The sequence below is a fragment of the Streptomyces filipinensis genome (genome assembly GCF_014649495.1).
Classification (GTDB): domain Bacteria; phylum Actinomycetota; class Actinomycetes; order Streptomycetales; family Streptomycetaceae; genus Streptomyces; species Streptomyces filipinensis.
The window spans coordinates 271,830-298,590 of record NZ_BMTD01000004.1; the positions used below are offsets into that span (position 1 = coordinate 271,830).

A 26,761-nucleotide genomic window follows, 5' to 3' on the forward strand; every position below is an offset into this window, starting at 1 on the left:
CCGACAGGAAGGAGGGGCGATGGTGCAACAGAGCTTCCAGCTCTACGACACGACCCTGCGCGACGGAACCCAGATGGCGGGTCTTGCCCTCACCGTCGACGACAAGCTCGCCATTGCGCGCAGCCTGGATGCCCTCGGCGTGGGATTCATCGAGGGCGGCTGGCCCGGCGCGGTACCGAAGGACACCGAGTTCTTCCGCAGGGCACGCACCGAACTCGACCTCAGAGCCGCCCTGCTGACGGCCTTCGGCGCCACCCGCAGGCCGGACGTCGCCGTCTCGCAGGACCCGCAGGTGCGGGCGCTGCTCCAGGCGGAGACGCCCGTGGTGACACTCGTCGCCAAGAGCCACACCGGCCATGTCGACCGGGCCCTGCGCACCACGCTCGCGGAGAACCTCGCCATGATCCGGTCCACGGTGCAGCACCTGGTGCTCGCCGGACGCCGGGTGTTCCTGGACGCCGAACACTACTTCGACGGCTACGTCTCCAACCGGGAGTACGCCCTGGAAGTCGTGCGCACCGCCGCGGAGGCCGGCGCCGAGACCGTGGTGCTGTGCGACACCAACGGCGGTTCGCTGCCGGAGGAGGTCAAGGCGGTCGTCGCCGACACCATCGCCATGACCGGCGCCGCCATCGGCATCCACTGTCACGACGACACCGGCTGCGCGGTCGCCAACACCATGGCCGCCGTGGACGCGGGCGCCGTGCACGCCCAGGGCACCGCGCACGGCTACGGCGAACGCTGCGGCAACGCGAACCTGTTCACCGTCATGGCGAACCTCGTCCTCAAGCGGGGCCGGGAGGTGATCCCCCTGGAGCGGCTCGTGGAGCTGGAGCCCACCGGCCGGGTCATCGCGGAGGTCACCGGGATCCCCCGCGTCCCCGCGGCCCCCTACGTCGGTACGGCCGCCTTCACCCACAAGGCGGGCCTGCACGCCTCCGCGCTGCGCGTCGACCCCGGCCTGTACCAGCACATCGACCCGGCCCGCGTCGGCAACGCCATGCGCGTCCTGGTCTCCGACATGGGCGGCCGTTCCTCCGTCGAGCTGAAGGCCCGCGAACTGGGCTACGACGTCGCCGCCGGTTCCGACGCGGTGGGCCGGGCCGCGGCCCGGGTCAAGGAGCTGGAGAGCCGCGGCTACAGCTTCGAGTCCGCCGACGCCTCCTTCGCGCTGCTGCTCCGTGCCGAGCTGGCCGGGCACACCCCGCCGGCGCCGTTCGGCGTGGAGTCCTGGCAGGTGGCCGTGGACGGGGACGGCGGTGCGCAGGCCTCGATGGGCCTGCGTGTCGCGGGGACCCCGCGCACCGCCACCGGCCTGGGCCGGGAGCCCGTGCACGCCCTGGACGCCGCGCTGCACCAGGCCCTGGACCCGGTCTTCCCCGCACTGACCGGGCTGCGCCTGACCGGGCACACGGTCCGGGAACTCGCCGGGGACCGCACGGCGCCGCCCTCGGTGCGGGTGCTGCTGTCGTTCCGGTGCGGCGACCGGCGCTGGGGCACCGTCGGCGTGGACCGGCATGCGACGGGTGCGGCCCTGACGGCCCTGCTCGACGCCGTCCACTACGTCCTGTCCGACGCGCCGGAGCGGCGCCGGGACACCGAGAGCCTGGTGGCCGCACCGGCCGGCTGACCTCTTCGAACCCTCTGGAGCCTCTGGAGCGGCTGTGCGTGTGGAAGACATCTACCTGCGGGGGACCTCCGTACGTCTCCCGTCCCGTTTACGTATCGACGACGCCGTGGCCGCGGGCGAGTGCCCGCCCGGCCTCGCCGCCGCCACCGGCGCCGTCTCGGTGGCGTACGCCCCGGACGAGTCCGCCGCCGAGATGGCGGCACACGCCGCCCACACGGCACTGGGCCGTGCGGGCAGCGCCCCTGCCGACGTCGACCTGGTGCTGCACGCCGACACCTACCACCAGGGCCAGGACCTGTGGCCGGTGGCCTCGTACATCCAGCGGGAGGCCCTCGGCAACAACTGCCCCGCCCTGGAGATCCGGCAGATGTCGAACGGGGGCCTCGCCGCCCTCGACCTGGCCGCCGCCTACCTCACGGCCGGCCACGGCCACGGCGACGCGCTGCTCACCTGCGCCGACCGCTTCTGCACCCCCGGCATCGACCGCTGGCAGACCGACCCCGGCACGCCCTATGCCGACGGCGCCTCGGCGCTGGTGCTGTCCCGGCGCGGCGGCTTCGCCCGGCTGGTCTCCCTGGCCCTGCACGCCGACGCGTCGCTGGAGCCCCTGCACCGCGGTGACGAGCCGTTCACCAGGGCCCCGTTCAGCAGCCGGATGCCCGTCGACTTCGAGGAGGCCAAGCGGGCCTTCGTCGGCCGGGTGGGGATGTCATACGCCATCACCCGGGCGCACGCCGGGCAGCAGACCGTGCTCAAGCAGGCCCTCGCCGACGCCGGCATGGAACTCGGCGACGCGCGCTGGGTGGTGCTCCCGCACTTCGGGCGGCGCCGGCTGCAGGCCATCTATTACAAGCCATTCGGCATCGAACCGGACCGCACCACCTGGGAGTTCAGCCGGACCGTCGGGCACCTGGGGGCCGGCGACCAGTTCGCGAGCCTCGACCACCTGCTGGTCTCCGGAAAGGCCGGCCCCGGCGACCGCCTGGTGCTCGTCAGCGTCGGGGCGGGCTACAGCTGGGGCTGTGCCGTCGTCGAGATCACCGCACGCCCCGACTGGGTCCCGGACCGGGAGGACGATACCGGCAGGTCCTGACGCCGTACCCGGCCCGATGCGGCCGGTCTCCACCCGCCGTCGAGGTGCGCTCGAGGCGGCTGTGCCACTCTGCTGACCGCCGTCCCCGACGGCACGATTCGAAGGAAGGACCCGCCGTGGCGACGACCGTTACGAGCGATTCACCGGACACCGCCCCCGTCACCGGCACCCATCTGACGGAGCACTCCATCACCGTGGCGGCGCCGCCGCAGGCCTGCTACGCGCTGGTGGCGGACGTCGCCTCCTGGCCCCAGGTGTTCGGCCCGACCGTGCACGTCGAGGTGCAGGAGGAGAGCCGCGACGACGCGGGCACGGGTGAACAGCTGCTGCGCATCTGGGCGATCGCCAACGAACAGGTGCGCACCTGGACCTCGCGCCGCACCCTCGACCCGCACTCCCGCACCGTCACCTTCCGCCAGGTGGTCCCGGCGGCCCCCGTCGCCTCGATGGGCGGCACCTGGCGCATCGAGGCCCTGGAGGACGGCACGACGCGGGTGGTGCTCCTGCACGACTACCGCGCCGTCCATGACGACCCGGAGGCCGAGGAGCTCATCGAGCGCGCCGTCGACCGCAACAGCGTCGCCGAACTCGCCGCCCTGAAGAACGCGGCGGAACTCGGCGAGTCCGCAGCGGAACTGCAGTTCACGTTCAGCGACTCGGTGACGGTCGCCGGAGCCGCCGGCGACGTGTACGCCTTCCTGGACCGTGCCGACCTGTGGCCGGAGCGGCTGCCCCATGTGGCGCGGCTCGCCCTCACCGAGGACGAACCGGGCATCCAGCACATGGACATGGACACCCGCAGCCCGGACGGCTCCCTGCACAACACCACGTCGGTCCGGGTGTGTCTCAGGGACCGCAGGGAGATCGTGTACAAGCAGCTGCGGGTACCCGTGGCGATGCGGGTACACACCGGACGCTGGACCATCGAACCGTCGGGCGACGGGGAGACCCTCACCGTCACCTCGTGGCACACGGTGGTGCTCGACCCCGAGGGAGTACGCTCCGCGCTCGGCCCCGACGCCACGCTCGCCGAGGCCCGGGCCCTGGTCCGCAAGGCCCTGGGCACCAACAGCTCCACCACCCTGCGCCATGCCAAGCAATTCGCGGAGGACGTGCATGCCGGGACGTGACCTCACCGGACCCGTCACGATCATCAACCGTTTCGAGGTGAAGGGCGACACCGACAGGTTCGAGCGGCTGTTCCGGGAACACTCCCAGTTCCTGCGCCGCCGCACCGACTTCGACTTCCTGGTGACCGTACGCCTCGCCGAACACCCGCACATCTACGTCCACCTGGGACACTGGCGCACCCTGCGCGCCTTCCGCGACACCGTGCACGACGAGACCTTCCTGGGTCACGTCGAGCGACTGGAGCCGCTCGTCGAGACGGAGGTCGACCAGGCCGTCAGCGTCGACCGGGTGCTGCGCGACAACGCCCGTCCCGGCACCGAGAGCGTGGTCCTGCTGCGCGCCCGGGTCGGCGGGGACTGGCGTACCTTCGAGCGGAGGTTCGCCGCCCTCACCGAGCGCCTCGGCGAGGCGGACGGCTTCGGCGGCAGCGACCTGCTGCGCTCCCTGCTGCGGCCCGCCCTCTACACGGGCGTGCTGTGGTGGCGGGACGCCGAGTCCCTGGACCGGGCCCTGGACAGCGAACCGGTCCAGGCCGCCCGGCGGGAGCTGCAGCGCGGCGCCGAGGTCGTGCTGGAGCGGACCCGGCACGTGGCCTACGAGCGCGTGATCGACTGACCCGCCCGCCCCGGGGCCGGCGCCCCAGCGGCAACCGAGCCGAGGACCTCCCGGTCCTCGGCTCGGTCGCGTTCGTGACGCGAGGGCCGCTCTAGCTGGTACATGCACGCTGGTGCCATGACCGACGAGACGCACATCACCGTGGTGCGCGGCCGGCCCGACGCCGCCGAACTGGCCGCCGTCACCGCCGTGTTGCTCGCCCTGGCCCGCCGTGACCGGGAACCGGACCAGGAGGCGAAGGCGGCCTACGCGGACTGGACCGTCAAGAGCGCCGGTCACCGGGTGCCGTCCTGGCCGGGGAGATGACCGGCGGACCACGACCACCTGTCGCCCCGGCGCACCAGAGCGACATCACGACACCGAAAGGGGAGGGCGTTGACCGGCCACCGGACATTCACCGACATCGTGCGGGGCAGAGTCGCCGAGTCACCCGACCGTGAGGCGCTGATCGTCCTCACCGAGCGGGACGGAGCGCTGCTGCCGGAGACGCTCTCGTACGCCGAACTCGACCGGGCCGCCCGCACCGTGGCCGCCCGGATCGGACGCCACGCCGCGCCCGGCGAGCGGGTCCTGCTCCTGCACCAGTCACCCAGCCTGTTCGGCATCGGCTTCCTCGCCTGCCTGTACGCGGGGGTGATCGCGGTGCCCGCCGCGCCGCTCGGCGCCCTCGGCCGGCCCGAGGAACGAGTCGCGGGCATCGTGAAGGACTCCGGCGCCGGCTGTGTGCTCACCTCGCTCGCGGAGGCCCTCGACGTCACCCAGCTGCTGGCCCGCACCGGGCACGGGCGGGTCACCTGCATCCCCACCGACGCCGACGTCCCGGAGGCCGCGCAGGGCGTTCCCGGCGGCGACGGCACCGACGGCGGGGCACCGTGGCGGCCGCCGCGGCAGGAGCCCGACGACGTGGCGTTCCTGCAGTACACCTCGGGCTCGACCCGCGAGCCGCGCGGCGTGATCGTGACCCACCGCGCGCTGCTCGCCAACCACCGGGCGATCCACACGGCGCTGGGCACCGTGCCCGGCGGCAGGATCGGCGGATGGCTGCCGCTGCACCACGACATGGGCCTGATCGGCCAGCTGCTGCACGCCCTGTGGCTCGGCGGTACCGCCGTCCTGCTCTCCCCGGTCGCCTTCGCCAAGCGCCCGGCCCACTGGCTGGAGACCATCTCGCGCTACGGGCTCACCGTGAGCGGCGCCCCCGACTTCGCCTACGACCTGTGCGTGCGCCGTGTCAACGACAGCCAGCTCGCCGGGCTCGACCTCTCGGGCTGGCAGGTCGCGGTGAGCGGCGGTGAACCCGTCAACTCCGCCGTCATGCGCGCCTTCGCCGACCGGTTCGCCCCCGCGGGGCTGCGCGCCGAGGCGCTCGTGGCCGCCTACGGCCTGGCCGAGGCCACGCTGCTCGTCGCCGGCGACCGCACCACCTGCGCGTTCGGCACCCATGCCCTCCCCGGGCCGCCGGGCGCCGCCGAGCCCGAGCGTGCGGTCGTGTCCTGCGGCCGGCCCGCCGGCGTCGAGGTCCGCATCGTCGACCCCGACACCCGCAGGGCGCTGGAGGACGGCCGGGTCGGCGAGATATGGGTGCGCGGCGAGTCGGTCTCGCCCGGCTACTGGGGCAGCCCGAGGGACAGCGCCGACACCTTCGACGGGCGGATCAGGGACGGCGAAGGCGGCTATCTGCGCACGGGTGACCTCGGCGCGCTGATCGACGGGCGGCTGTGCGTGACCGGCCGGATCAAGGACGTCATCGTGGTGGCGGGACGCAACCTGTATCCGCAGGACCTGGAGCGCACGGTCCGCGAGGTCAGCGCCCTGTTCGGCTCCGGCACCGCCTTCGGGGTGCCCGGTGAGCGCGAGCACGTCGTCGTGGTCCAGGAACTGCGCGCCCGCAGCCGCTACGGCGTGGACCTGGCCGAACTCACCGCCGGCGTGCAGCGGCGGCTGAGCGAGCAGTACGACGTGGCCCCGGGTGGTGTGCTCCTGGTCCGCCCCGGCACGGTCCGGCGCACCACCAGCGGCAAGCTGGAGCGGGCCGCCATGCGCCGGATGTTCCTCAACGGCGAACTGACCGCGCTGCACCAGTGGGTCGACCCGGAGGTCGAGCGCCTGATGCACAGCGTCCCCCCACGAAAGGAACGCCGATGACAACAACGCCCGGCGCGCCGGAGATGCCGTCAGCGGCAGCGTCCCGAAGGGGCGCGGGGAACGGCGCGCCCAGCCACGACGCCCCCGCACCCGCCGACCGCCCACTCCCGGCACCCCCTGCGGCGCACTCCGCAAACCCCGCGGAGCCCCCCGCAAACCCCGCGGAGCAAACCCGTATCGACGCCCTTGAGGCCGCCCTGGGCCCCCTGGACGACCCGCGGAACCCGCTCGGCGCCGCAGCGCTGCTCGCCGCCGACGCGGCGGGCGAGCCCGTGGCCGGCGCCGAGCGGGTGCTCGACACGTTCGGTCTGAACGCCGAGTTCGTCCCCGCCGAACTCGGCGGCCGGCTGACGCGCATGGACGTCCTCGGCCGGCTGCTGCGCCCGCTGTTCCGCCGGGACGCCTCTCTGGGCTTCGGATACGGCCTGAGCTGCTTCTTCGCCGCGGTTCCGGTGTGGACCGCGGGCAGTGACACGCAGCGCCGGCTGGTCGCCCGGCTGCTGCTGGGCGGCGACCGGGTCGCCGTCGCCCGGCACGAGGTGGCGCACGGCAACGACTTCGTCCGCGACGAGCTGACCGCCCGGCCCGCCGCCGGGGGCGGCCTGACGGTGAGCGGCAGCAAGACCGCGATCGCCAACGCGGGCCGGTCCCGCGGCCTGGTCGTCTTCGCCCGCACCTCGGCCGCCCCGGGCGGCGGCCGCAGCCACTCGGTGCTGCTCCTGGACCGCGCCGACCTGGCTGACGGCCAGATCACCGACACCGGACGGCACTCCACCAACGGGATGCGCGGCGCCGAGTTCGGCGGCCTCGCCTTCGCCGACTGCACCGTGCCCGACAGCGCGGTGCTCGGCCGTATCGGCGACGGCTACGAACTGTCGCTGCGGTCCTCGCTGCTGATCCGCGGCCTGATCCCGTCGATCGTGCTCGCCGGCGTCGACACCGCGCTGCGCACGGTGGCCGCCTTCGCCACCCGGCGCCGCGACGACGGCCGCTCCTCGCTCGACGTGCGGCACGTGCGCGACGTGCTCACCGGCGCCTTCCTCGACCTGCTGCTCATCGACTGCCTGGCTCTGGTCGCCACCCGGTCGCTGCACCTGCTGCCGCACCAGATGAGCGTCTACGCGGCGTCCGCGGCCTATCTCGCGCCGCGGCTTGCCGCCGAGACGATGGACGAGATGGCGGCGGTGCTCGGCGAGGAGAGCTTCGCGGTGAGCGGCACCTACGGCATGTTCCAGAAGCAGCTGCGCGACCTGCCCGTCACCTCGCTCGGTCACGCCGGCAGCGCGGGCCGCCAGGTCAGCATCCTGCCGCAGCTGCCGCACTTCGCCCGGCACGCCTGGTTCGCGGAACGGGAGGCACCGGGGGCGCTGTTCCGGCCGCACGAGGACCTGCCCCCGCTGGACCTGCCACGCCTGTCCCTGCTCTCCGGCAGCGACCCGCTGGCCGCAACCCTGGTGGCCTGCACCACCTGGCTGGAGTCGGCCGACCTCACCGAGCGGGGACGCGAGGACTGGCGGCTGCTGCGCTCGCTCGCCCAGGCCTTCACCGGTGAACTGCGCGACCTGGCCAAGGCGTTCGGCGAGATCGATCCCGGTGACCGCGCCGCGCTGGCCAGCCCGCGCAACTTCGCGCTCGCCGACCGCTACACCCTGGTCCTGGCGGCGGCGGCCTGCCTGGGGACCTGGCGCGAGCAGACCAGCGCTCCGACCGACGCGTTCCTGGCCGACCCGGCCTGGGCGTTCGCGGTGCTCCACCGCCTCGCCCGGCGCCTCGGCCTGCCCCTGCCCGACCCGGCCGAGGACCGGGCGGGCGGGGGCAGCCGCGTCGCCGCGTGCGAACAGCGCGTGCTCGCCGAGGCGCTGGACCGCCTGCACGGCCGCCGCAGCTACGACTTGTACGGCTCCGCGCTGGCCTGATCCGCCGGCGGAGGTATCCACCCGAGCCCGAGATGGAGCACCGACCATGTCTGAACCCCAGCACGACGACACACACGACGACTCCTTCGGCGCGGCCCAGCGCGAATGGCTCACGGAGCGGCTCACCCACTACCTCGGGGTGCCGGTGGACGAGAACGTGCCGTTCCACCAGTACGGAGGCTTCGACTCGGTGGCCGCGCTCAGCCTGTACGGCGACATCGAGGAGGAGTTCGGGCCGGTGGTCGACCCCACCGACATCGAGACGTACCCCACCGTGCGGGAGCTGGCCCGGTTCATGGCCCAGCACGACCCGCGTCCGGCGGGCGGCGGCCTGGTGCGGGCGGCGTTCGTGTTCACCGGGCAGGGCTCCCAGCACCCGGGCATGACCTCCGGCCTGTACTGGAACTGCACCGGCTACCGCGCCCATCTCGACCAGGCCGCCGCCGAGTTGCTGCCCTACACCGGTACGTCGGTGGTGGAGCTGATCCTCGGCAACGACCCGCGCATCCACCAGACCGCGTTCACCCAGCCCGCGCTGTTCGCCGTCGAGTACGCCCTGGCGCAGACCCTGCGGGAGGAGGGCGTGACCCCGGTCGCCGTGCTGGGCCACGGCATCGGGGAGTTCGCGGCGGCCACCGTCGCGGGCGCGCTGTCGCTGCCGGACGCCGCCAAGCTGGTCGCGCTGCGCGGCGCCTTCATGCAGTACCTGCCCTCCGACGGCGGCATGATGGCCACCTGCGCGGCCCCGTTCGAGGCGGCCGAGCTGGTCGCGTCCGAGCCCGGCGTCGGCATCAGCGCCATCAACGCCGCCAAGGCCACCGTGCTCTCCGGCGACCGCGAGGGTCTCGAACGCATCCAGGAGCAGCTGGAGAGCCGGGGCATCGCCTGCCGCCATCTGGCGGTGACCCACCCCTTCCACTCGCCGCTGATGGCGCCCATGGTGCCGAAGTTCGACGCCGTGGCCCGCCGGGTCGCCGGCGGCGCCGCCCGGGTGCCGTTCTACTCCACCCTGTACGGCCGGCTGACCACCGAACCGCTCTACGGGGCGTACTGGAGCGAGCAGATCACCTCCCCCGTCCGCTTCGCCGACGCCGCCCGGGCGATGCTCGCCCAGCAGACGCCGACCCATGTGGTGGAGATCGGGCCCCGGGTGGTGCTCACGCCGTTCCTGCGCCGGATGGGCGGCACCGAGGGGCCGACCTGCCTGGCGGTGTGCCGCGGCCCGGAGAGCGACGCGGTGGACCTGGCCGGGGTGATCTCGGCACTCGACGCGGGACCGCTGGCGGCGGCGCTGGCCGGGGCGTGAGCCGATGACGACGATCGGCCGGCCGGTGTTCGCGCCGGGACCGGACAGCCCCTGGGAGCGGGTGCACGAGGAACTCGTCCGCACCGGCAGTGTCGTGGTGCACGGCAGGATGCCCGACTGGCAGCCGGACCCCGGCGCGGCGGACCTGCGCCTGCTCCTCGGCCGGGACTGGGCCCGGTACGAGAAGCTCACCCGGCCCGGCATGCGGCAGCGCTTCCTCGCCTCCCGGCTGTTTCTGCGGCACACCGCCGCGGCGGCCGTGCAGACGCTGCCGCACCTGGTCGACGTGGCCTATCTGCCGGGCGGGCGCCCCTATGTGCGCGGCCTGGACCAGATCGACATCAGCCTCAGCCACACCGACGAGACGATGGTCGTCGGCGTCACCCGCCGGGGCCGGATCGGCGTCGACGTGGAGCGCGCCGACCGCCGGCTCGCGCACACCGGTTCCGAGGCGCAGGCCTGCACCCCGTTCGAGAAACGGCACCTCGACCGGGGCACGGAGAGCGTCCGCAACGACACGATGGTGCGGCTGTGGACGCTGAAGGAGGCGTACAGCAAGGCGCTCGGCCAGGGCCTGCGGTTCCGTTTCACCGAGTTCGGCTTCGCCCTGCTCGGGGCCTCCGGCGCCCGGCTGGTCCGCCCCGACGGCTCGGCCACGGACGACGGCGGCTGGACGTTCGGGACCTTCGCCGTCGGCGGCAGCCATGTGGTCAGCGTGGCGGTGTTCGACGACGGGTTCGGGGAGCTGTCGGACGTCTCGGTGGGGACGACGCTGCACGAGGGGCTGCTGGACGCGCTGTACGGGGTGACCGGCGGGGTGCCCGGCCCGGCCGGCTCAGGGGATCCAGCCGGCGTCCTCGGCGATGCGTATGGCGTCGACGCGGTTGCGGGCGCCGAGCTTGCCGACGATCGAGGTGAGGTAGTTACGGACGGTGCCCTTGGTGAGGTACAGGCAGCCGGCGATCTCGGCGGCATCGGCTCCGCGGGCCGCCAGCCGTAGCACTTCCATCTCCCGGCGGGACAGCGGGTTGTCCGGGTAGTCCCAGGCGGTCAGGGCCAGTTGGGGGTCGACGACCCGTCCGCCCATCGCCACGGAGCGCACCGCGCAGGCCAGCTGGTCCGGAGGGGAGTCCTTCAGGAGGAAGCCGGAGACATGAGCCGACATGGCACGGCGCAGGGTGCCGGGCTTGCCCAGGCTGGTGAGGATGAGGGAGCGGCAACTGGGGAGCTGTTCATGCAGGTCGGCGGCGGCCGTCAGGCCGTCCATGCCCGGCAGGTCGACATCGATCACCGCCACGTCGGGCCGTACCCGGAGCGCGGTGCTGACGATCGTGTCGCCCCGGTCCACGGTGGCGATGACCCTGAGATCCGGCTCAAGTTGCAGCAGTGCGACCAGCGCGCCGCGGATCATGTGCACGTCCTCGGCGAGCAGGACGGTGATGGATGGCACCTGTTACCTCCCCCAGGCAGCGGTGTCTTGTCTGATCGGCCCTGTTCAGGCTTCGGATCTCTCCGGGTCCGGCGCGTCGCCGCCCGTGCCCGCGCGGGCCTCGCCCTTGCGCGGCTGGAGCGGGGCCCGGGCCACGAGGCGGAACAGGCCTTCCTCGTCGACGCCGGCTGTCAGTTCCCCGCCGATGTCGGTGAGCCTCGTCCGCAGATTGCCCAGACCGCTCCCGCCACCGGAACGCGTGTCGGGCTCCCCCCCGTTCGCCACACCGTCGTTCACCAACGTGAGCAAAACCGTTTCCGTCCCGCTGGTGGCCTTGATGGTACATATCTCGGCCTTGCTGTGCCTGAGGATGTTGGTGACTCCTTCCCTCAGCGCGGTCGCGAGAACCGTGTCGACCACAGGATGCAGCCGTTCGACCCGCACGTCGACCTCCGTGCGCACCTCGGCCGACATCAGCACCTGCGCCGCCGACTCCGCCTCGTCGCGCAGCGACATGTCCCGGTAGCCGCGCGAGACGAGCCGTACGTCGGCCAGGGCCTGGCGCGCGACGAACAGCAGGGACGTGGTCTCGTCCGACGCCAGTTCCGGCCGGGTGGCGATCAGCCGGCTGACCAGCTCGCCCTTGAGCGTGATCGTGGACAGGCTGTATCCGAGCAGGTCGTGCAGGTCCCGGGCGAAGCGCAGCCGTTCCTGGGTGACGGCCATGCGGGCCAACTGTTCACGGGTGTCGTGCAGTTGGCGTACGAGGTCGGTGAGGCGGGTCAGACCGTAGATGACCAGCCCGCCGAGGAGGATGGAGAGGCCGACGTACGTCCCGTAGAGCGCGCCCAGCGAGATGGTCGGATACACGGGCGAGCCGACGAGGACGAGCCCGAACAGCGGCCAGGCGACGCGGTTCGGAAGGGTGAGCAGGATCGTCGCCGCGAGCGGTCCCTGCATGCTGCCCCAGTTGAGGCCGAACCACACGACCGGCAGGTAGGTCAGGACGGCTTGGGCCGCCAGGGTGACCAGGCGCCGCCGCAGCGGCCAGGCGCGTGCCGAGGGTGAGGTGAGGGTGAACTGCAGGCCGAACTCGACCAGCACGACGCCGATGCAGATGACGAACTTGGCGGTGCCCGACGTGTCGTACGTCAGCACGTTGAGGATGACGATGGCGCAGTAGCAGCACAGGACGACGATCATGATCGCGCGGGCGAGGCGGGGAGCCAGTGCCGGATGGACCGAGGTGTGGGGGGAACCCTCGGCATCCGCGGGACTTTCCGTTCGCCGGAAAGCGTCCGGCATTCGTGACCTCCTCGCCCGGGGACATGGCGCAAGGCATGGTATGGGCACGACTGAACGGCGGCCAGTGATGGCTGCAATTAGCCTGTTTCACACGAACAAGGCGATGGGGTTCAGGTCGTCATAACGCGTCGCGCGCGCGATGCGACCGAGTGTCACAGGAATGTCGTAGAGGCGGCCGGGCGCGAACCTCGCCCAGAAATGACGCATCCCGGGGATGATCACCTTCACCACGGGAAGTCGCACGTCAGGCCGAGTCTGGTCGAGGACCAGCAGTTCCATGCCCCGTTCCCGCACCAGACGCTCGGCCACGCTCAGGTCGTCGAGCAGGTCCTCCCGTGGTTCGCACCCGTAACTTGCGGGGGTGCGTGGTGACTCGGCCGGGTCGGGTACGAGATATGGCTGATTCCGGGTAGTCGCCCCGGTCCACCAGGAGGCCAGCTCCGGGTGTACGGATCCGAACGCGGCGCCCACTTCCGCTTCCACCTCCGGTGGCGGGAGCAACTGCGCCATCTCGGTCACCGCGCGGCGCAGCGCCGTACGCGGGTCGAAATGCGCGCCGAACCCGAAGCAAATACGCGGGGACAGCGCGCCCTTGCGGCAGGAGACCGCGGCCATGACGGGGATGCCGAAGTCCGTGGTCAGGTCGAGCACCCACATTTCGCGTCCCAACCGCCGGTAGGCGGTGCGCACCTGGGTGAGCCACGGCTCGTCGAAGGCGTCCAGGTCCACGCCGGGCTGCCGGGTGCGGTTGTACCACCACAGGCCCGCCGCGTCGCGCTCGACCACTTCGAGGAAACCCTGCAGTGCCGCGTCCTCCAGACTGCTGCCGGCCGCGTTGCCGTTGGAGTCCGCCCCGATCGGCGACGGCCGGCGGCCGGGCCCGGAACCGAAGTAGAGCATCGACGTGGGCAGCAGACGGTGGGTCCCCGCGGTCACCGACCACACCGGTGTCCATTCCGTCGGGGCGTGGGGGTCGAAGGCCGGCGGCACGTACTGGGCCGCGGCGGCCGAGCGGTTCCAGCGCTCCCGCTGGGCGAACTGCCGGTCCGCGTAGAGCTGGCAGGCGTTGGGGTGCAGCGCGCTGTCGCCGAGCCCCGCGAGGGTGTCGACGACGACCGGCTCGTCCCCCTGGCGGGTCGCGCTGTAGCGCTCGACCGCCTCGCACAGCGCGCCGACCTCGGCCTCCAGCGGTGTGGTCCCCTTGCCGCCGCTGTGACTGCGCAGCCCGTGCCGCAGTCCCGCGAGCGAGTCGGCGTGCAGCGCGGGATTGCGCCCGGAGAGATAGCGGTTGAGGCCGGGCGGCGTGCCCGGGGCCGACCGCAGCTCCGGTACGACGCCGGTCAGCGGGTCGACGAGGTGGCGGTAGCGGCTCAGGACCGTTTCGGCGGACAGGGCCCGGTGACCGCCGCCGGCCGTGGCCGACTTCAGCCGGGAGACGAAGGACACCGGGCGTCGTACGCTCGCCGCCACCAGGCCGGGATCGCCGCACTCGGGGCACTGGGGGCGCCGGGCCACCGCGTGGTGGCGCGTGCGCAGCGTGCGGGTGTCCAGCGTGCACAGGGCGGCCTGCTCCGCGTAGCGCATCCCGGCGACCCACTTCATCGTCTCCAGGACGGCGCTCTGCAGCCCCAGCGCGCGGACGGACGCCAGACAGGCCCGCGGAAGCGGCACCGGGCCGGGCAGTCCGAGCACCCGCTGCACCGGCCCCTGAGTGGCGCGATGCCCGCGCAACCGGTGTGCGAGGCACGACCAGCAGGCTCCGTCGGGGACGCCGAACACCGGACCCACCCAGGCCTCGACACCGCACGGCTTGGCCAGCAGCCAGGGCCGGCCCGCGGCCCGGTGCCGCGCGTCCACGCCGGCCAGCATCGGGTCCAGGTAGTCCTCGCACACGACCAGCGTGAAGGCGGCGGACCGCTCGTCGGCGGCCAGCGTCAGACCGGAGGCGAGGCACTCCTCGCGGATCGGGCCGGCGTCCGCCCGGCCGAGCACCAGGACCTCCACCGGCGTGCCGCTCAGCGCCGCCTGGGCGCCCGAGCCGCTCAGACCGGCCAGTTCCCAGTACGCCTCCGCCGCCGCATCCGCCGACGGAGCGCGATAGCCGATGAACTGCGCCTGGGCGAGCGCGGCGATCGTCCGGCCCGCCGCCCCGACGTCCATCACGGTCGCGGCCTCCTGGAGAACGGCCTCCAGGGTCCGGGTCCCGTCGAGCAGCGGGGCGACGGCCTCGACGTGCGGGCCGTGCAGGGCGGTCGTGCCGCGCTCCGACAACAGGTACACAGCCTCACCGCCGACGACCTCGACGCGCAGGTGGGGCTTGAACCCCACCTGCGGTGCCGTGACGGGTACGGGAGATCTGCTCATGCGGCCGGCACGACGACGTCGTACGGCGCGTCCTGCGTGCAACCGCCGCCGGGGCCGCCGCAGAAGTACGCGAGGCCGGTGTTCTCGTCGTCGAGGTCCTCGATCACCAGCGTGTCCTGGCCGGCTCCCACCAGATACACCGGCTCCGCCGCCGCGAGTCCGAACTCCGCGAGCACGGACACCGGATCGGTGAGGTAGCGCTCGGTCAGTTCCGGTTCGAGGCCGGCGCGGGCCGTGAGGAGCGCGATGTCGAGGTGCTGCGGGGGCGTTGCCGCCGGGCGGGCCGGCGCGGGGATGATCAACGTGCTCATGGAACCCTCCAGAGTCATGAGTGTTGAGAAGCGCTGCGAATCGGGAATCCGTTCGGCTGTCCCGCGACTCGAATTCTGGGGGGCGTGGTTTCAAGCCGCACAGTGCGGGCGTCACCATCGCGCTATGACATTTTCATAGGCCTCTTCATGACCCGCGCACTGTGGCTCGAACCCGGCTGCTGCGAAGCTTTTGCCTTGCTCGGGAGGCGGCGACCGCCGGTCCCTCGGCCGACGGCACCGCCCGCGTAAGACGGGGGCGGGCACCGCCCGCGCGAGACGGGAGAGTGATCACATGGACATCAAGGTACTGGGTCGGCTCACGGCGGAACTCAACGGGGTGTCGGTGGTGCCGAGTGCCGCCAAGCCGCGGCAGATTCTCGCCCTGCTCGCCCTGCAGACCGGACGCGTCGTCACCGTGCCGACGCTGATGGAGGAGATCTGGGGCGAGGACATACCCCGCAGTGCCGCCACCACCCTGCAGACCTACATCCTCCAGCTCAGGCGCAAGATATCCGCCGCCCTGGAGGGCGACGAGAGCAGGCAGCCCAAGGACATCCTGGTCACCCAGCACGGCGGTTACCTCCTGGAGGTGCAGCCGGGGCAGATCGACGTCCAGGAGTTCGAGCAGCTGTGTGCCTCCGGCCGGGACGCCCACGAGGCGACCGACTACCGGACCTCGGCGGAGCTGCTGCGCAGAGCACTGGACCTGTGGCAGGGGCCGGCCCTCGTGGACGTGCCCGTCGGCAGCGTCCTGGAACTGGAGGCGCTGCGGCTCGAAGAGGACCGCATGGCGGCGCTGGAGCTGCGCATCGAGGCCGATCTGCGCCTCGGGAGGCACGCCGAGATCGTGCCCGAACTGCGGGTGCTGGTGGCCAAGCACCCCATGCACGAGAACTTCTGCGCGCATCTGATGACCGCGCTGCACCGCTCCAACAAGGCCTGGCGCGCCCTGGAGGCCTATCAGCGGCTGCGTGGCTCGCTCGTCGAGGAGCTCGGTCTCGAACCGTCGCCCGGACTGCAGCGGCTGCACCAGTCGATCCTCTCGGCGGACCCTTCCCTGGACGCCGAGCTGCTCCACCAGGTCCCCACCTCGGCGGCGGGCTGACCCGCACGGCCGACCGAGTCTGCGCCTCCAGTGGACGGCGCCCGGGTCGATCGCCTGCTCCACGAGGCCGACCGGGTGTCCCGCCCCTGCCCGTGGCCGGCCGCGCACGCCCCCGCCCGGGCCCACGGCCCCGGCGCGCCAACGCCCCGCGGTGTGACCGCGCCTCCGCGCCCACACCCCACCGCACAGCGGAAGGCAGCCGTTTCCGGCCCGGCGCCCTTCTCAGCAGTAACGCTCCGCCATCACGGCCGAGTTGGCCGCCGCCCACGCCGACGCCCCGCCGCGCGGCCGAAGCCGACCGCTCCGCCTCCACACCGGCCGAGCCCGCCTTCCCGCCCCGGCCGCCCGGCGAGCCGGTCGCTGCGCCCCCAGCCAGCGCCGACAGCACCATGGATCCGGCGGTGCCGTAGTTCCTTGAGGGGCGCGGGGAACTGCGCGATCGGCCCACGACGGCCCGCAGGCACGCACGACCGGTCCGGCACCGGCGACGGGGTTCGAGGCGGGTTCGAGGTGGCGGGCCTACGTTCGGCCGATGACGATCCTCGACGACCTCACGGTCTCCACAGCCGCCCCTGACCTGCGCCGAGCCGCCGCGGAGCTGCGCCGTATCAAAGAGGAAGTGAGCCGTGGCCCCGATCCCGAGGCCACCCGGCGCCAGCACGCGAAGAACAAGCTCACCGCCCACGAACGGCTGACCGTCCTCTTCGACGAGGGCACCTTCACCGAGATCGAGCCGCTGCGCCGGCACCGCGCCACCGGCTTCGGCCTGGAGGACAAGAAGCCCCACGGCGACGGCGTGGTCATCGGCTGGGGCCTGGTCCACGGCCGTACCGTCTTCGCGTACGCCCATGACTTCCGCGTCTTCGCCGGTGCGCTCGGCGAGGCGCACGCCGCCAAGGTGCACAAGGTGATGGACCTGGCCGAGGCGGCCGGCGCACCCCTGGTGTCGCTCAACGACGGCGCGGGCGCCCGCATCCAGGAAGGCGTCACCGCGCTCGCCGGCTACGGCGGCATCTTCCGCCGCAACGTCGCCGCCTCCGGCGTCATCCCGCAGATCAGCGTGATGCTCGGCCCGTGCGCCGGCGGCGCCGCCTACAGCCCCGCCCTGACCGACTTCGTGTTCATGGTGCGCGAGACCGCCCAGATGTTCATCACCGGCCCCGACGTCGTCCAGGCGGTCACCGGCGAGAAGATCACCCACAACGGCCTCGGCGGCGCCGAACCGCACGCGACCGCCTCCGGCGTCTGCCACTTCGCCTACGACGACGAGACCGAGTGCCTGGAGGACGTCCGCTTCCTCATCTCGCTGCTGCCCTCCAACAACCGCGAGCTGCCGCCCGCCGCCCCGGGCGCCGACCCCGCCGACCGGAGCACCGAGGCCCTGTGCGACCTCGTACCGGCCGAGCCGGGCCGCTCGTACGACGTCCGTGACGTCATCGCGGAACTCGTCGACGACGGCGAGTACTTCGAGGTCCACGAGGCCTGGGCGCGCAACGTGGTGTGCGCGCTGGCCCGCCTCGACGGGCACACCGTGGGCATCGTCGCCAACCAGCCCGCCGTGCTCGCCGGAGTGCTCGACATCCACGCCAGTGAGAAGGCCGCACGCTTCGTCTCCACCTGCGACGCCTTCAACATCCCGCTGGTCACCCTCGTCGACGTGCCCGGCTTCCTGCCCGGCGTCGACCAGGAGCACAACGGCATCATCCGGCACGGCGCGAAACTGCTGTACGCCTACTGCAACGCCACCGTGCCCCGGATCTCCGTGGTGCTGCGCAAGGCCTACGGCGGCGCCTACATCGTCATGGACTCCCGGTCCATCGGCTGCGACCTGTCCTTCGCCTGGCCGACCAACGAGATCGCCGTGATGGGCGCCGAGGGCGCCGCGAACGTCATCTTCCGCCGGGAGATCAACGCCTCCGACGACCCCGAGGCCGTACGGGCGCAGCGCATCAAGGAGTACAAGACCGAGCTGATGCACCCCTACTACGCCGCCGAACGCGGCCTGGTGGACGACGTCATCGAGCCGGCCGAGACCCGTTCCGTACTGATCCGGTCCCTGGCCATGCTGCGCGGCAAGAAGGCCGAAGTGCCGGCCCGCAAGCACGGCAATCTCCCCACCTGACCTGGGCGAACACGGCGTCCACGCGGACACGAGCGGCCGTCGAGCACCTGCCCGTTCCATGGGATGCACCGGATACGGCGGCGCGTCACGAGCGGGCGGCCGTCCGGGCCGGCCGGCCGGGGCGAGACCGCATCCATGGCAGCCCCGGCCGCCGCGACACCGCAGTGCTCCGGACGAAGGGATCGACAGTGGCCCGCACAGTTCCATCCGGCAGGGAGTGCGCGAAGCACCCCGCCCCGTCGAAGGCGAGGTAGATGATGCGTCGAGTTGCCATCACCGGACTGGGCGTCGTGGCCCCTGGCGGGATCGGCGTCAAGGAGTACTGGGATCTGCTCACCGCAGGCCGTACCGCCACCCGCACCATCTCCTTCTACGACCCCTCCCAGTTCCGCTCCCGGGTCGCCGCCGAGTGCGACTTCGACCCGCTGGCCGCCGGCCTCTCCCAGCAGGAGACCCGCCGGCTGGACCGGGCCGCGCAGTTCGCGGTCGTCTCCACCCGTGAGGCGCTCGCCGACAGCGGCCTCGACACCTCCGCCCTCGACCCGGGCCGGATCGGCACCTCGCTCGGCAGCGCGGTCGGCTGCACCACCAGCCTGGAACGCGAGTACGCGGTGGTCAGCGACGGCGGCCGGGAGTGGCTCGTCGACCACACCTACGCGATTCCCCAGCTCTACCGGCACTTCGTGCCCAGCTCCATGGCCGCCGAGGTGGGCCAGGCGGCCGGCGCCGAGGGACCCGCGGCCGTGGTCTCCACCGGCTGCACCTCGGGCCTGGACTCGCTCGGCCACGCGGTGGAACTGATCCGCGAGGGCACCTGCGACGTCATGATCGCCGGCGCGACCGAGGCTCCGATCTCCCCGATCACCTCCGCCTGCTTCGACGCGATCCTCGCCACCACCCCGCGCAACGACACCCCCGAGAGCGCCTGCCGCCCCTTCGACCGGACCCGCAGCGGCCTGGTCCTCGGGGAGGGCGCGGCCGTCCTGGTCCTGGAGGAGCTGGAGAGCGCCCGGGCCCGGGGAGCGCACGTCTACGCCGAGATCGCGGGCTTCGCCCAGCGCTGCAACGCGTACCACATGACCGGCCTCAAGCCGGACGGCCGCGAGATGTCCGAGGCCATCGACGCCGCCCTCGCCGAGGCCCGGATCGACCCGTCCGCGATCGACTACATCAACGCGCACGGTTCCGGCACCAAGATGAACGACCGCCACGAGACGGGCGCGTTCAAGCGCAGCCTGGGCGAGCACGCCTACCGGACCGCGATCAGCTCCATCAAGTCGATGATCGGGCACTCGCTCGGCGCGATCGGCTCCCTGGAGATCGCCGCCTGTGCCCTCGCCATGGAGCACGGTGTGCTGCCGCCCACCGCGAACCTGCACGAGCCGGACCCCGACCTCGACCTCGACTACATCCCGTTGACCGCCCGTGAGAAGCAGACGGACGTCGTCCTCAGCGTGGGCAGCGGCTTCGGCGGCTTCCAGAGCGCGATGGTCCTCGCGCGACCGGAAAGGAGCATCGCATGACCACGACGACCGTGGTGACCGGCCTCGGCATCGCCGCGCCCAACGGTCTGGGCACCGAGGACTACTGGAAGGCGACACTGGCGGGCGAGTCGGGCATCGGCCCGGTCACCCGGTTCGACGCCACGCGCTACCCGGCCCGGCTGGCGGGCGAGGTGCCCGGGTTCGTCGCCGAGGAGCACATCCCCAGCCGGCTCATGCCGCAGACCGACCACATGACCCGCCTCGCCCTGGCCGCCGCGGAGTGGGCCCTGGAGGACGCCGGCATCGACACCGGGGACGTGCCCGAGTACGGCATGGGCACGGTCACCTCGGCGTCCGGCGGCGCCGTCGAGTTCGGCCAGCGCGAGCTGCAGAACCTGTGGAGCAAGGGCAAGGAGCACGTCAGCGCCTACCAGTCCTTCGCCTGGTTCTACGCCGTCAACACCGGCCAGATCTCCATCCGGCACAAGCTGCGCGGCCCCAGCGGCGTCCTGCTGACCGAGCAGGCCGGCGGCATCGACGCCATCGGCCAGGCCCGCCGCCATGTCCGCAAGGGGTTCCAGGCGGTCGTCTCCGGCGGTGTCGACGCGGGCATCTGCCCCTGGGGCTGGGTCCCGCAGCTCGCCGCCGGCCTGATGAGCACCGAGCAGGACCCGGCCCGGGCGTTCCTGCCCTTCTCCGCCGACGCGAGCGGATACGTGGTCGGCGAGGGCGGCGCCATCCTGGTGGCCGAGGACCTCGCGGCGGCCCGCGCGCGGGGCGCGTCCCACGTCTACGGCGAGATCGCCGGGTACGCCGCCACGCTCGACCCCGCCCCCGGCTCCGGGCGCCCGCCGGGCCTGGTCAAAGCCGTCCGCACCGCCCTCGCCGACGCCGGGCTCGCCCCCGCCGACATCGACGTCGTCTTCGCCGACGCCGCCGGTGTCCCGGAACTGGACCGCGCCGAGGCCGAGGCCCTGGCGGAGGTGTTCGGCCCGGGCGCCGTACCGGTGACCGCCCCCAAGTCGTCCACCGGGCGGCTGCTCGCCGGCGGCGCCGCCCTCGACGCGGCCACCGCCCTGCTCGCCCTGCGCGACGGGGTCGTCCCGCACACCGCGGGCGTCGGCGCCCCCGCCGCCGGCTACCCGATCGACCTGGTCACCGGGGCACCCCGGGAGGCGGACCTGCGCAACGCCCTGGTCCTCGCCCGCGGCCACGGCGGCTTCAACGCGGCCCTCGTCGTCAGCCGCACGGCGTGACCACCGCGCACCACATCCCTCGTCACACCCTGAGTCAGGCACCACACACATCACCCAACGGAGGACCCACCGTGACCACCACCACGAGCACCACCGTCACCCTGGCCGACCTGACCCGGATGCTGCGCGAGAGCGCGGGCGAGGAGGAGGGCATCGACCTGGACGGCGACGTCCTCGACACCCCGTTCCTGGAACTCGGCTACGACTCGCTCGCCCTGCTGCAGGTCATAGGCGAGGTCCAGCGCACCTACGGCATCAGCGTCCCGGACGACGCGGTCGTCGACGCCGAGACCCCCCGTGCTCTGCTTGAGCTCATCAACTCCGGCCAGGGCAGCGAGGCCTGAGCCGGACGGTGCGGGCCGCCCCGATTCCGGATCCCCCGCCGCCAGGGGCGGCCCGCACTCCTCTCCCGACCCGACCCTCCCTCGACCCCCCTGCCCCCGGACCCGACTCCCCCCGGACCCGGCTCTTCCCCCGACCCGACTCCTCCCCCCACCCCTGGTTTCCTGTCGATCCTTGCCCCACCGGCCGCGGCGGTCCGCGGCCCACGAGGAGGTACCCATGCCGCTGACGGCTGACAGCGCGGTGATCCGGAGGCTGATGGTCCGTCCGGGCCCCGCCGGAGAGGACAGGGCGCCCGTGCCGGCGTCGGCGGCCGCGGTCTCCGCGGTGCTGCGGGCCTTCGGCCGCTCCCCCCGCGACCTGCCCGTACGGACCGTCGTCTACGTCGGTGCCCACGCGCCGGACCCCGCCCTCGCCCCCGAGCACGAGGGTTTCGCGGTGCGCACCGCCTCGGCGCCCGGCCGCGCCCTGCGCCTGGCCCACCAGGAACTCCACGACGGAACCGCCGACTTCGCGCTCGTCGCCGGTTTCGACGAGCCCGAGGCCGGGACCATCACGGTCTACGCGGTCAAACGCGCCGCGGAGGCGGTCGCCGACGGCGACGCCGTCCTCGGCGTCCTCGACCTCGCCACCGCTGACCCCGATGCCGCGCCCGAGCTGACGCCCCTGGTCCACGGACACCGTGCCACCGACCCGGGCCGGCACCGGCTGCTGCTGTGGTCGGGCCGGGACGAGCAGGACGAGCAGCGGGTGCGCGGCGAACTGCTGCCCCTGCTCTCGGGCCTGCACCACGAGGCGTTCCCCGCACTGCCCACCGTGGTGCCGTGCGGCACCGAGCCCGGACCGGTGCGCGGTGCCGCCGTCACCGTCGCCGCGCTGTCCGCCGCCGCGGTGCACAAGGCGCGGGCGGTCACCGCGAAGCGGCCCCGGCCCGTCGCCCTGCTCTTCCCTGGCCAGGGCTCCCAGCACCACGCCATGGCGGCCGGCCTGTACGGACGGGAGCCGGTGTTCACCGCCGCCTTCGACGCGGCCCTGTCCCACATGGGCGCCGAGGGCCCGCGGATCCGCGCCGACTGGCTCACCGACGGCCGGCCCCTCATCCCGGTCGACGACGTGCGCCGGGCCCAGCCGCTGCTGTTCGCCGTCGACTACGCGCTCGGCCGCATGGTGATCGGCTGGGGGGTGCGCCCCACCGCCGTGCTGGGGCACAGCGCGGGTGAACTCGTCGCCGCGGCCATCGCCGGTGCCGTCGCCCTGCCCGACGCGGTCGCCATGGTCATGGAGCGCGTCCGCGAGGCGGTGAAGATCCCGCCCGGCGGCATGCTCGCGGTCGCCGCGGAGGAGCACCGTCTGCGCCCCTACCTGCGCGACGACGTGGCCATCGCCGCCGTCAACGCCAACCAGCAGACCATGCTGGCGGGTTCGGCCGAGCCGCTCGCCGAGATCGCCCAGGCGCTGCGTGCGGACGGCCTGACCGTGGTCACCGTACCGGCGACCAGCCCCTTCCACTCCCCGGCGATGGCCCCCGCGTCACGGGCGGTGGAGGAGGCCTACCGGGACATCCCCCTCCGCCCGCCGGCACTGCCGTTGTACTCCGGCTACACCGGCGAGCTGCTGCGTCCCGAGGAGGCGGTCAGTCCGCGCTTCTGGGCCCGTCAGATCACCGACACGGTGTACTTCAAGCAGGCCCTGGAGTCCCTGCTCGCCGCCGACGACATGCTGCTGATCGAGGCGGGCCCCAGGCAGACCCTCACCGCCTTCGCCCGCCGGCACCGCGCGGTACGGCTGGGTGCCAGCGCCGCCGTACCGCTGCTCCCGGGCCGCCCGGGCACGGCGGAGGCCGACCGCCAGTCGGTCCTCACCGCGGCGGCCAGGCTCTGGACCGAGGGCCACACCCCCTCCCCGGTCGCGCTGTCCGCCCTGTGGACCTGGGGCGCCGGCCCGCGCACCGCCCACGAGACCACCGCCGCCACCCCACGACTCGCCGTGGTGACCTCATGAGGAGCACCACGGCGACAACGGTCCTGCGCGTGCTGAAGGTGATCTACGGCACCCTGGTCGCGGCAGGCCGCATGTACGTCTGGATCCCCCTGACGGACCTGTATCCCGACCCCTCCGACCCCCCGCCCCATCACCCCGAACGCCTGCGCCCCGACCTCCCCCTGACCGCGTACGAACGCGCCCTGGAACGCGAACTGACGACGGAGGGCCGGCTGAGCTGAGCCCTCCGGCACACCCGGGAGCACCCCTCGGAGCCTTGCGCAGGCCCCTTCGAGGGGTGCTTTCGGCATCCCTACTCGCTGGTCATCGCCACCGTCGCGCCGTGTGCCGTGGTGACGGTCAGGAACACCGTCACCCTGGCGCCGAAGGCATTGGAGACATCGAGGGTCTCGCCGCCCTGCGCCCCGATGCAGCCGAGCGTCATACCCGTCTGCGCGGGGACGTCCAGGACCAGCCCGTCCTGCGGTCCGGTCGACCCGCTTCCCCGGAACTGACTCGGGGGCGTCAGGATCTGCACGCCCCCTTGCGAGGTTTCGACGTTCCGGGCCCAGATGTACAGCAGAAAGTCCTTGTCGCTGGTCACATGCACGACGCTCTCGTGGTCACCGAGACCGAAGTACCCACGGACGACGTGGTCGCCATTGGCCATAGCGGTTTTCCCTTCCGGGCCGTACGACCGGCCGTGGCCGCCGGCCCGCACGACGATGCTGATTCGGCGGCTGTGGACACTGTGTCCCCGTGGCGCCGCGCCGGTGAAGACGCGAGCCGACCGAGCGGGAGTGCAACGGGGGGCGTGTGGTGGCGAACCTTCGTGGGAGCATCTCCTGCGCGCCGCGCGCACAACGGAGTTGACAGGGACAGGACGTGACGCCAGAGTCCCGGCTGATGGACACGAACGATCTCACGTCTGCCGAACTGAGGGTCTGGCGGGCCTTCGCCCGAGGCGAGGTGGTGGACTTCCGCGCCTCGGACGACGAAGACCCGGCCCAGGGGGCGGACTGGGGACCCGACCGGACGGTCCGGGCGATCGTGTTACGGGCCCTGCTCCTCAACGGGCCGGCGCAGGACGGGGAGATACCGGCCCTCAGACTGGGAGGCGCGCGCATCACCGGCGTACTCGACCTGCAGTACGGCGTGATCGACCATCCCTTACGGCTGAGCGACTGCTTCTTCGAGGACGTGCCCCGGCTGTACGCAGCCCGGCTCCGCCACCTGAGCCTCAGGGGTTCCGTACTGCCCGGCCTGGCCGCCGCCACCCTGCGCGTGGAGGGCAACCTGCACCTGACGGGCTGCCGGTTCCCCGGCCAGGTCCGGCTCGGCGGCACGCACATCACCGGGACGCTGTTCCTGGACCGGGCCGAGATCACCGCACCGGACACCACGCAGCCCGCGCTCCTGCTCGACCACGCGACCATCGGCGGCGATCTGCGGGCACCCGGACTCCGCACACACGGTGCGGTCGACCTCACCAGCACCTCGATCGCCGGCTCGGCCAGCCTCGACGACGCACGGCTGAGCCACCCCGGCAGCTTCGCCCTCGACGCCCAGACACTCCTGGTCGAAGGCGACTTCCACATGCGCAACGTCCGCACACAGGGCTGGATCGGCCTGCGGGGCGCCCGCATCACCGGACGGCTCGACCTGTCCTACGCGACCCTGTCGAATCCCGGCGACGCCGCACTGCGCGCGAGCAGCTCCACCATCGGGGAACTCTGGTTGCGCAAGGGCCCGCCCATGCAAGGCACCCTGAATCTGCGCCGCGCCCAGATCGAGGTGCTGTTCCTGGAACCGGAGGCGGTGCCGGAGGAGGTGCTTTTCAACGGGCTCGTCTACACCGACCTCACACCGCACGAGCCCGCCGAACGCCGCCTGCCCATGCTGGAGCGCGACGGCGACGGCTACCTCCCCCACGACTACGAGCAGTTGACCGCCGCCTACCGCCGGGTCGGCGACGACCACGCCGCCCGCCTCGTCCAGCTCGCCAAGCAGCGCCGCCTGCGGGGCACCCGGGCCTGGTACGGACGCCTGTGGGGCTACGCCCAGGACGCCACCGTCGGCTACGGCTTCCGTCCGCTGCGCGCCTGCGCCTGGCTGCTGTCCCTGCTGGCCGTCGGCTCGCTCGCGTACGCCCTGCACCACCCCCGCCCGCTCAAGGTGTCCGAGGCCCCGCACTTCAACCCGGTCTTCTACACCCTCGACCTGCTGCTCCCCGTCATCTCCTTCGGCCAGGAGGACGCCTTCGCGCCGGACGGCTGGTACCAGGCGCTGTCCTACGCCCTCATCATCACCGGCTGGATCCTCGCCACGACGGTCGTCACCGGCGTGACCAGGAACGTCAGCCGCCAGTGAGACCGTGCGCGACGTGCCGGCCCGCGGTCGCGGTGCCACGGCTCAGAGGCTGCGGGCGGTGATGTCGCCGTGGGAGGTGGTGGCACGGATGTCGAGTTCGGCGGTGCCGTCGCTCCTGAGGGCGTTGCTGACGCGGCCGTAGGCGGTGCCGGCGTCCAGGGCGGCCGAGACGCCGGTGGCGGCGCCGACCGTGATGTCGCCGGACTGGGTGCGGAGCACGACCGTGCCGCGTACGGCCTCGGTGATCCGGATGTCGCCGCGTGCGGTGCTGATCTCGGCGGGGCCGTTCAGCCGGCCGATCTCGATGTCGCCGTCGACGGCGGTGAGGCGCAGGCCGGCGGTCTCGTCCAGTTTGATCTGGCGGTAGGCGCCGTCGAAGGCGACGTCGCCGAGGCGGCCGAGGGTGCGCAGTTCGGCGGCTGCCGCCTTGGCCTCGATCCGGGATCCGGCGGGCAGCTTGACCGTCACCTCGATGGCTCCGGAGGGGCCGACGTACTGGTTCTTCACCGCGGTGCGGATGTGCAGGACGCCGTCGGCGTAGTCGACCGTGGTCTGCTCGGCCGCCTTGACGTCGCGGCCCTTGGAGGCGTTCGCGGGCAGCACCTCGACCGAGGTGTCGGTCCGCTGCGCGGCGATGAACTGGACGCGTCCGGCGGGGATGTCCAGGACGGCGGAGATCGGGGCGGGGGTGTCGAACTTCTGCATCGTGCTCTCCTCTGCGTGTGCTGCTCTCTTCTTTCCGAACACTGGAAAAGCTACGTTGCTTTCAGAATTTAGGCAACAAGTTCATTGCCTAGGATCCTTACCTCTGCAGCTCAGAGCCCAATTATCATTGCAACGCCCTCCCGCTTAACGCA

22 protein-coding genes and 1 pseudogene are annotated in these 26,761 nt (G+C 72.7%); 17 read left to right on the top strand and 6 right to left on the bottom strand.

Annotated features, from left to right (window positions below):
* The first annotated feature begins 19 nt into the window (after nucleotides 1-19).
* The 9 genes and pseudogenes from cimA to IE244_RS41865 all read left to right on the top strand — a co-directional run.
* Complete coding sequence (gene cimA, locus IE244_RS12180; protein WP_191873346.1) at nucleotides 20-1,630, top strand: citramalate synthase; 1,611 nt, start codon at nucleotides 20-22, stop codon at nucleotides 1,628-1,630.
* 34 nt (nucleotides 1,631-1,664) lie between these two features.
* Nucleotides 1,665-2,723 (top strand): ketoacyl-ACP synthase III family protein, encoded by a 1,059-nt coding sequence (locus IE244_RS12185; RefSeq protein ID WP_191873348.1) that lies wholly within the window; start codon nucleotides 1,665-1,667, stop codon nucleotides 2,721-2,723.
* A 116-nt stretch (nucleotides 2,724-2,839) separates the two neighbouring features.
* Nucleotides 2,840-3,853 (top strand): aromatase/cyclase, encoded by a 1,014-nt coding sequence (locus IE244_RS12190; RefSeq protein ID WP_191873350.1) that lies wholly within the window; start codon nucleotides 2,840-2,842, stop codon nucleotides 3,851-3,853.
* Nucleotides 3,840-4,469 (top strand): antibiotic biosynthesis monooxygenase, encoded by a 630-nt coding sequence (locus IE244_RS12195; protein ID WP_191873352.1) that lies wholly within the window; start codon nucleotides 3,840-3,842, stop codon nucleotides 4,467-4,469. Before IE244_RS12190 ends, IE244_RS12195 begins: the two co-directional genes overlap by 14 nt.
* Before the next feature lie 117 nt (nucleotides 4,470-4,586).
* Nucleotides 4,587-4,775 carry an acyl-CoA carboxylase subunit epsilon gene (locus IE244_RS12200; RefSeq protein WP_191873354.1) on the top strand — a complete coding sequence of 63 codons (189 nt, stop codon included), beginning with the start codon at nucleotides 4,587-4,589 and terminating at the stop codon, nucleotides 4,773-4,775.
* A 69-nt stretch (nucleotides 4,776-4,844) separates the two neighbouring features.
* Nucleotides 4,845-6,614 (top strand): fatty acyl-AMP ligase, encoded by a 1,770-nt coding sequence (locus tag IE244_RS12205; protein WP_191873356.1) that lies wholly within the window; start codon nucleotides 4,845-4,847, stop codon nucleotides 6,612-6,614.
* Nucleotides 6,611-8,530, top strand: a complete 1,920-nt coding sequence (locus tag IE244_RS12210; RefSeq protein ID WP_191873358.1) for an acyl-CoA dehydrogenase family protein — start codon at nucleotides 6,611-6,613, stop codon at nucleotides 8,528-8,530. The genes IE244_RS12205 and IE244_RS12210 overlap by 4 nt, the downstream gene beginning before the upstream one ends.
* Nucleotides 8,531-8,576: 46 nt before the next feature.
* On the top strand, nucleotides 8,577-9,836 hold the full coding sequence (locus tag IE244_RS12215) for an acyltransferase domain-containing protein (protein ID WP_191873360.1): 1,260 nt from the start codon (nucleotides 8,577-8,579) through the stop codon (nucleotides 9,834-9,836).
* A 367-nt stretch (nucleotides 9,837-10,203) separates the two neighbouring features.
* Nucleotides 10,204-10,461 (top strand): annotated as a pseudogene (locus IE244_RS41865) (4'-phosphopantetheinyl transferase family protein); the annotation flags it as partial.
* 210 nt (nucleotides 10,462-10,671) lie between these two features.
* On the opposite strand, the gene IE244_RS12225 reads toward IE244_RS41865, so the two are convergent.
* From IE244_RS12225 to IE244_RS12240, 4 genes are all read right to left on the bottom strand, one after another.
* Nucleotides 10,672-11,286, bottom strand: a complete 615-nt coding sequence (locus IE244_RS12225) for a response regulator transcription factor (RefSeq protein WP_078963912.1) — start codon at nucleotides 11,284-11,286, stop codon at nucleotides 10,672-10,674.
* A gap of 45 nt (nucleotides 11,287-11,331) precedes the next feature.
* Nucleotides 11,332-12,570, bottom strand: a complete 1,239-nt coding sequence (locus tag IE244_RS12230) for a sensor histidine kinase (protein ID WP_191873362.1) — start codon at nucleotides 12,568-12,570, stop codon at nucleotides 11,332-11,334.
* Nucleotides 12,571-12,657: 87 nt separating this feature from the next.
* The gene (locus tag IE244_RS12235) at nucleotides 12,658-14,934 is read right to left on the bottom strand and encodes a TOMM precursor leader peptide-binding protein (RefSeq protein WP_191873364.1); all 2,277 of its coding nucleotides are present in this window, start codon (nucleotides 14,932-14,934) and stop codon (nucleotides 12,658-12,660) included.
* Nucleotides 14,931-15,245, bottom strand: a complete 315-nt coding sequence (locus IE244_RS12240) for a hypothetical protein (protein ID WP_191873366.1) — start codon at nucleotides 15,243-15,245, stop codon at nucleotides 14,931-14,933. The genes IE244_RS12235 and IE244_RS12240 overlap by 4 nt, the downstream gene beginning before the upstream one ends.
* Nucleotides 15,246-15,537: 292 nt before the next feature.
* Between IE244_RS12240 and IE244_RS12245 the strand changes: the two genes are divergently transcribed.
* From IE244_RS12245 to IE244_RS12275, 7 genes are all read left to right on the top strand, one after another.
* A complete protein-coding gene (locus IE244_RS12245; protein WP_191873368.1) occupies nucleotides 15,538-16,350 on the top strand; it encodes an AfsR/SARP family transcriptional regulator in 813 nt (270 codons plus the stop codon).
* A gap of 532 nt (nucleotides 16,351-16,882) precedes the next feature.
* On the top strand, nucleotides 16,883-18,472 hold the full coding sequence (locus IE244_RS12250) for an acyl-CoA carboxylase subunit beta (RefSeq protein WP_191873370.1): 1,590 nt from the start codon (nucleotides 16,883-16,885) through the stop codon (nucleotides 18,470-18,472).
* Between the two features lie 257 nt (nucleotides 18,473-18,729).
* Nucleotides 18,730-19,995 (top strand): beta-ketoacyl-[acyl-carrier-protein] synthase family protein, encoded by a 1,266-nt coding sequence (locus IE244_RS12255; protein WP_308436260.1) that lies wholly within the window; start codon nucleotides 18,730-18,732, stop codon nucleotides 19,993-19,995.
* Nucleotides 19,992-21,212, top strand: a complete 1,221-nt coding sequence (locus IE244_RS12260; protein WP_191873374.1) for a ketosynthase chain-length factor — start codon at nucleotides 19,992-19,994, stop codon at nucleotides 21,210-21,212. Before IE244_RS12255 ends, IE244_RS12260 begins: the two co-directional genes overlap by 4 nt.
* A gap of 119 nt (nucleotides 21,213-21,331) precedes the next feature.
* On the top strand, nucleotides 21,332-21,556 hold the full coding sequence (locus IE244_RS12265; protein WP_051926997.1) for an acyl carrier protein: 225 nt from the start codon (nucleotides 21,332-21,334) through the stop codon (nucleotides 21,554-21,556).
* A 217-nt stretch (nucleotides 21,557-21,773) separates the two neighbouring features.
* On the top strand, nucleotides 21,774-23,555 hold the full coding sequence (locus tag IE244_RS12270) for an acyltransferase domain-containing protein (RefSeq protein WP_229854065.1): 1,782 nt from the start codon (nucleotides 21,774-21,776) through the stop codon (nucleotides 23,553-23,555).
* A complete protein-coding gene (locus tag IE244_RS12275; RefSeq protein ID WP_191873376.1) occupies nucleotides 23,552-23,776 on the top strand; it encodes a DUF6059 family protein in 225 nt (74 codons plus the stop codon). Before IE244_RS12270 ends, IE244_RS12275 begins: the two co-directional genes overlap by 4 nt.
* Before the next feature lie 71 nt (nucleotides 23,777-23,847).
* On the opposite strand, the gene IE244_RS12280 is transcribed toward IE244_RS12275, so the two are convergent.
* Nucleotides 23,848-24,204, bottom strand: a complete 357-nt coding sequence (locus tag IE244_RS12280; RefSeq protein WP_191873378.1) for a hypothetical protein — start codon at nucleotides 24,202-24,204, stop codon at nucleotides 23,848-23,850.
* Between the two features lie 236 nt (nucleotides 24,205-24,440).
* Between IE244_RS12280 and IE244_RS12285 the strand changes: the two genes are divergently transcribed.
* On the top strand, nucleotides 24,441-25,904 hold the full coding sequence (locus IE244_RS12285) for a membrane-associated oxidoreductase (protein ID WP_191873380.1): 1,464 nt from the start codon (nucleotides 24,441-24,443) through the stop codon (nucleotides 25,902-25,904).
* 42 nt (nucleotides 25,905-25,946) lie between these two features.
* Here IE244_RS12285 and IE244_RS12290 read toward each other — a convergent pair whose 3' ends face one another.
* Nucleotides 25,947-26,609, bottom strand: coding sequence for a DUF4097 family beta strand repeat-containing protein (locus tag IE244_RS12290; RefSeq protein ID WP_191873382.1), 663 nt, complete (start codon nucleotides 26,607-26,609; stop codon nucleotides 25,947-25,949).
* Nucleotides 26,610-26,761: the final 152 nt, after the last annotated feature.